Source organism: Variovorax sp. P4_B10 (assembly GCF_056402375.1).
Map to the genome: position 1 here is coordinate 1 of NZ_JBFUHN010000153.1, position 5,092 is coordinate 5,092.

At 68.6% G+C, this 5,092-nt stretch carries 4 protein-coding genes; 3 read left to right on the plus strand and 1 reads right to left on the minus strand.

Features of this window, described 5'->3' with window-relative positions:
- Nucleotides 1-264: 264 nt before the first annotated feature.
- Nucleotides 265-1,482, minus strand: a complete 1,218-nt coding sequence (locus AC1DXX_RS32915) for an acyl-CoA dehydrogenase family protein (protein ID WP_478138398.1) — start codon at nucleotides 1,480-1,482, stop codon at nucleotides 265-267.
- A gap of 155 nt (nucleotides 1,483-1,637) precedes the next feature.
- Between AC1DXX_RS32915 and AC1DXX_RS32920 the strand changes: the two genes are divergently transcribed.
- From AC1DXX_RS32920 to AC1DXX_RS32930, 3 genes are read left to right on the plus strand one after another with little or no spacing between them, the layout of a single operon-like run.
- Nucleotides 1,638-3,830 carry a xanthine dehydrogenase family protein molybdopterin-binding subunit gene (locus AC1DXX_RS32920; protein ID WP_478138399.1) on the plus strand — a complete coding sequence of 731 codons (2,193 nt, stop codon included), beginning with the start codon at nucleotides 1,638-1,640 and terminating at the stop codon, nucleotides 3,828-3,830.
- Between the two features lie 19 nt (nucleotides 3,831-3,849).
- Nucleotides 3,850-4,314, plus strand: coding sequence for a (2Fe-2S)-binding protein (locus AC1DXX_RS32925; protein WP_478138400.1), 465 nt, complete (start codon nucleotides 3,850-3,852; stop codon nucleotides 4,312-4,314).
- Complete coding sequence (locus AC1DXX_RS32930; RefSeq protein ID WP_478138401.1) at nucleotides 4,311-4,853, plus strand: hypothetical protein; 543 nt, start codon at nucleotides 4,311-4,313, stop codon at nucleotides 4,851-4,853. The genes AC1DXX_RS32925 and AC1DXX_RS32930 overlap by 4 nt, the downstream gene beginning before the upstream one ends.
- Nucleotides 4,854-5,092: the final 239 nt, after the last annotated feature.

The window sequence follows — 5,092 nt, forward strand, 5'->3', positions numbered from 1 at the left end:
GAGGAGCACACCGCCAGCGTGATCGCTCAGCGCAGCGGTTGATCGGCCAGCACGAGAGCAGCGCTCATCGTGCACAGGGCACCGGGTGCTCCCCGCAGCGAAATAAAGGAGGAGCGAAGCGGGGGACATTCGCGGAGGGGAGCACCCGGTGGCCTGTGCACGCGCCCCGAACAGAACGCGCCCCGAACAGACCGCGAACCACAACACCCTGCAACTCACCCCAACAGGCATCTGCATGGTCCTAAATAGATCGCAAACAGGCTCTTACTGGTACGCCCCCAGCTCCTGCTTGGCGATCGCGTTGCGGTGCACCTCGTCGGGGCCGTCGGCCACGCGCAGGTGGCGCTCGTAGGCGTAGAAGTGCGTGAGGTGCGTGTCCTGGCTCAGGCCCATCGCGCCGAAGGCCTGCATCGCCCAGTCGATCACCTTGACGCAGTTGTTCGGCGTCAGCACCTTGATCATCGCGATCTCCTTCGCCGCGACCTTGTTGCCGACCGTGTCCATCTTGTAGGCCGCGTTCAGCACCATCCAGCGCGACTGCTCGATCAGCATGCGCGACTCGGCAATGCGCTCGCGCCACACGCCCTGCTCGGACAGCTGCTTGTGGAAGGCGGTGCGCGACACCAGCCGCTGGCACATCATCTCGAGCGCCGCCTCGGCCATGCCGATGGCGCGCATGCAGTGGTGGATGCGGCCGGGGCCGAGGCGGCCCTGCGCGATCTCGAAGCCGCGGCCCTCGCCGAGCAGGATGTTCCCGATCGGCACGCGCACGTTGTCGAACACGATCTCGGGGTGGCCGAACGGCGGGTCGTACACGCCAAGCAGCGCCATGTCGCGCACGATGGTCACGCCGGGCGTGTTCTTCGGCACGAGGATCATCGACTGCTGCTTGTGGCGGTCGGCGTTGTCGGGGTCGGTCTTGCCCATCAGCACGAAGATCTCGCAGCGCTCGTTCATCGCGCCGGTGATGTACCACTTGCGGCCGTTGATCACGTACTCGTCGCCTTCGCGGCGGATGCTGCAGCGGATGTTGGTGGCGTCGCTCGAGGCCACCTCGGGCTCGGTCATCGCGAACGAGGAGCGGATCTCGCCCGCCAGCAGCGGCGTGAGCCAGCGGTCCTGCTGGGCCTGGGTGCCGTAGCGCGCCAGCACTTCCATGTTGCCGGTGTCGGGCGCGGAGCAGTTGAAGATTTCCGCGCACCAGTAGCGCCGGCCCATGATCTCGCACAGCGGTGCGTATTCGACGTTGCTGAGACCGGGGCCGTGTCCCGACTCGGGAAGAAACAGGTTCCACAGCCCGCGCTCGCGCGCCTTGGCCTTGAGGCCGGCCATCATCGGCAGCTCGGCGTAGGGGCGGCCGGCGCGCGCATTGGCGGCCAGCTCTTCCTCGCGGCGCTTTTCGTTCGGATAGACATGCTCGTCCATGAACTTCAACAACTCGTCGCGCAGCGCGATCACCTTGGGTGTGAATTCGAAATGCATCAGGGCGTCCTTCGTCGATGTGCCGTCGAAGATACGCCGCGCGCCGATTTGCGACGGTCGTTCGCGCGACAGGCCTCATCACCTCATTTCCGTTGAAGGGCCCGCTCAACGCAATCAACTTGCAAGCCGCGCTGCGCCGCCTAGGATGCGACGCCATGCCAGATGCACACCTCTCCAGCGGCAGCCTCAGCCGGCGCCGATTGATCCAGACGGCGGGCGCAGGCGCCCTGCTCATCGGCATGCGGATGTCGGCGGGCGCCGCAAGCCTGGTCGGCGCCGCATCCCCTGCGCTTGCGACCGGTGAGCATGAACTGACGGCGTGGGTGCGCATCCTCGCCAACGGCGACGTGGCGCTGCTCGTCTCGCAGGCCGAGATCGGGCAAGGCATCAGCACCACGCTGCCCGCCTTGCTGGCGGAAGAACTCGGCGCCGACTGGCGGCGCGTGCGGCTGCTGACCGCGCCGTACCGCCTCGCATACCGCAATCCCAAGCAGAACTGGATGTTCACCGGCAACAGCGAGAGCATCCAGTCCTTCCACGATCTCATGCGCCAGATGGGCGCGGCGGCGCGCGAGATACTCGTCGCGGCGGCCAGCGCGCGCTGGCAAGCGGATCCCAAGGATTGCCATGCTGCGAACTCGGTGGTCTGGCACCGGCCCACGGGACGGAAGCTCGGCTTTGCGCAACTGGCCGCCGATGCCGCGCGGCTGCCGATCCCCGCATCGCCCACGCTCCGGCCGGTGGCCGAACGCACCTTGATCGGCAAGCCGCTGCCGCGCGTCGACGTGCCCGCCAAGATCGATGGCTCGGCCATCTTCGGCATCGACCAGGTGCGGCCCGGCATGCTGAACGCCGCGGTGCGCACGGTGCCCGAGATCGGCGGATCGATCGCGTCGCTCGACACCGACGCGGCCAGCCGCATGCCCGGCGTGAAAGCCATCGTGCCGCTGCCCGACGGCGTGGCCGTGGTGGCCGACCGCTACTGGCAGGCCGCACGGGCGCTTCGTGCCATCGCCTTCCGCACCCAGCCGACGGCGCGCAGCGCCACGGCCGATTCGGCCTACATCGCAAAGCAGATGACCGACGCACTGCGCGATGGCCCCTGGGCGCATGCCGTCCCTGCCGCGGCCGATGCGCCACCGGCGGGCACGAACCCATCGACGCGGACCTTCGAGGTCGAGTACCGCAGCCCCTTCGCGGCCCACGCGACCATGGAGCCGATGAACTGCGTCGCGGACGTGCGCCCCGACCGCTGCGAGGTGTGGGCGCCGACGCAGGGCCAGGAGCTCACCTGGCATGCGCTGCAGGGCGCGCTCAAGCTCGGGCCCGACCAGGTGTTCGTGAACCGCTCGCCCTACATCGGCGGTGCATTCGGCCGCAGGCTGCTGCCCGATTTCGCGGTGCAGGCCGCACTGATCTCGAAGGCCGTGGGCCGGCCGGTCAAGCTGATCTGGGACCGCGAGGAAGACCAGCGGCGCGATGCCTTCCGACCGGCCAGCGCCGTACATCTGCGTGCGGAGCTGGATGATCGTGGCGCCATCACCGCGCTCGACGCCAAGGTCGTCTCACCGACCATCCTGCTGCCGGTGTACCCGGCGATCCAGGAGGTGCTGGACAAGCAGGGCATCGACCCCAGCGCGATGGAAGGCATGACGCACTCGCCCTACCGCTTCCCGCGCCGCACGGTCGATTTCCACCTGCTCAAAGTCGGCGTGCCGACCTCGGTGATGCGCACCACGGGCTACGGCCCGAACATCTTCGCGCTCGAGAGCTTCATCGACGAGGTGGCCGTCGCGACGCGGCAGGACCCGCTGCGCTTTCGCCGCAACCTGCTGTCGCATGACGCCTCTTCGCTGGCACTGATCGACCGTCTCGCGGTGCTGAGCCGATGGGGCGCGCCACTGCCGCCCGGACATGGCCGCGGCATCGCCTTTGCCGAAGCCTTCGGAACACTGCTGGGCCTGTGCGTCGAGCTTGCGGTCGACGGCGAGGCAGTGAAGCTGAAGAGCGCCATCGCCGTGGTCGATTGCGGCCCGGTGCTCGACCCCGGCATTGCGCGCGCGAGCATCGAGGGTGGTCTCGTGTTCGGCATGGCGTACTGCAAGTCGGAGATCACCTTCACGCGCGGCCGTGTCGACCAGGACAACTTCTCGACCTACGTGATGCCGTACCTCAGCGAAACACCCGACATCCGCGTCGAGTTCATGGCCAGCAGCAGGCCGCTCGGCGGTGTGGGCGAGACCAGCCCGGTGGTAGCGACGCCGGCCATCGCCAATGCGATTTTTGCGGCCACCGGGCGGCGCATCCGCGAGATGCCGCTGTCGCGCAGCGGGCTGCGCTTTGCCTGAATGGAACAAGAGGCTTTCGATGAAGACAGCGTTGAATGTGAACGGAACCCGCCGGCCGATCGATGTGCCGGAGGACGTGCCCCTGCTCTGGGTGCTGCGCGAGGAGCTCGGCCTGACCGGCACCAAGTTCGGTTGCGGCGTGGCCGCCTGCGGCGCCTGCACCGTGCATGTAGCCGGCGACGCGGTGCGCTCCTGCTCGATGCCCGTCGGCGCGGTGGCGGGCCGCCGCGTCACCACCATCGAGGGACTGGGCCGGCCCGGCGCCCTGCACCGCCTGCAGCGCGCCTGGATCGCAGAGCAGGTGCCGCAGTGCGGCTACTGCCAGTCCGGCATGCTGATGTCCGCAGCGGCCTTGCTCGCCGCTCACCCGAAGCCGACCGACCGGCAGATCGACGAAAGCATGACCAACATCTGTCGCTGCGGCACCTATGCCAGCGTGAAGAAGGCGATCCGCCGCGCGAGCGGACAGGGAGCTTCCGCATGAAGCATCTCGGTGCGTGGGTTGCCGCCTGCGTGTGGGCCTGCGCCTCGCCCGCCGTTCTCGCACAAGCCGCGGACCCCACCTCGTCGTTCGCGCCGATCCAGCAGCTGCTCACGCATCCGCGCTGCCTCAACTGCCACACGACCACGCCCTTCCCCAGGCAGGGCGACGAGCGCCGGCGCCATGACATGCAGGTGCTGCGCGGCCCGGAAGGCCTGGGCGTTGCCGCGATGAAATGCTCGGCCTGCCACACGGCGCAGAACAACGGCACGAGCGGCGTGCCCGGTGCGCCGCACTGGCGCCTTGCGCCGCTGTCGATGGGCTGGGAAGGCCTGTCGGAGCGCGAACTGTGCGAGCGGCTGCTGGACCGCAAGCGCAACGGCAACCGCTCGGCCGCCCAGATCGTCGATCACATCACCGGGGATCCGCTGGTCGCCTGGGCCTGGACACCGGGTGCGAACCGCCAGCCGGCCACGCCTTCGCGGGAAGAGACTTCGCGCCTGCTGCACCTGTGGCTGGCCGGTGGGGCGCGCTGCCCCTGAGCGCCGCGTCCGGTCGGTCATCTCGTTGAGGCTTGTTGTTCGGGGCGCGATCACGCCGACGGTGTGCTCTGCTCCGCGAATGTCCCCCGGCGCGGCCTAGGGCCGCATGCCTCCTCCTTTATTTCGCTGCGCAGAGCACACCATCGGCGTGATCGCTCAGCGCAGCGGTTGATCRGCCAGCACGAGAGCAGCGCTCATCGTGCACAGGGCACCGGGTGCTCCCCGCAGCGAAATAAAGG

What these genes read in the sequence shown, in the direction of transcription:
- AC1DXX_RS32915 (WP_478138398.1), bottom strand. Translation starts at nt 1,482, where the DNA reads ATGCATTTCGAATTCACACCCAAGGTGATCGCGCTGCGCGACGAGTTG.
- AC1DXX_RS32920 (WP_478138399.1), top strand. Translation starts at nt 1,638, where the DNA reads ATGCCAGATGCACACCTCTCCAGCGGCAGCCTCAGCCGGCGCCGATTG.
- AC1DXX_RS32925 (WP_478138400.1), top strand. Translation starts at nt 3,850, where the DNA reads ATGAAGACAGCGTTGAATGTGAACGGAACCCGCCGGCCGATCGATGTG.
- AC1DXX_RS32930 (WP_478138401.1), top strand. Translation starts at nt 4,311, where the DNA reads ATGAAGCATCTCGGTGCGTGGGTTGCCGCCTGCGTGTGGGCCTGCGCC.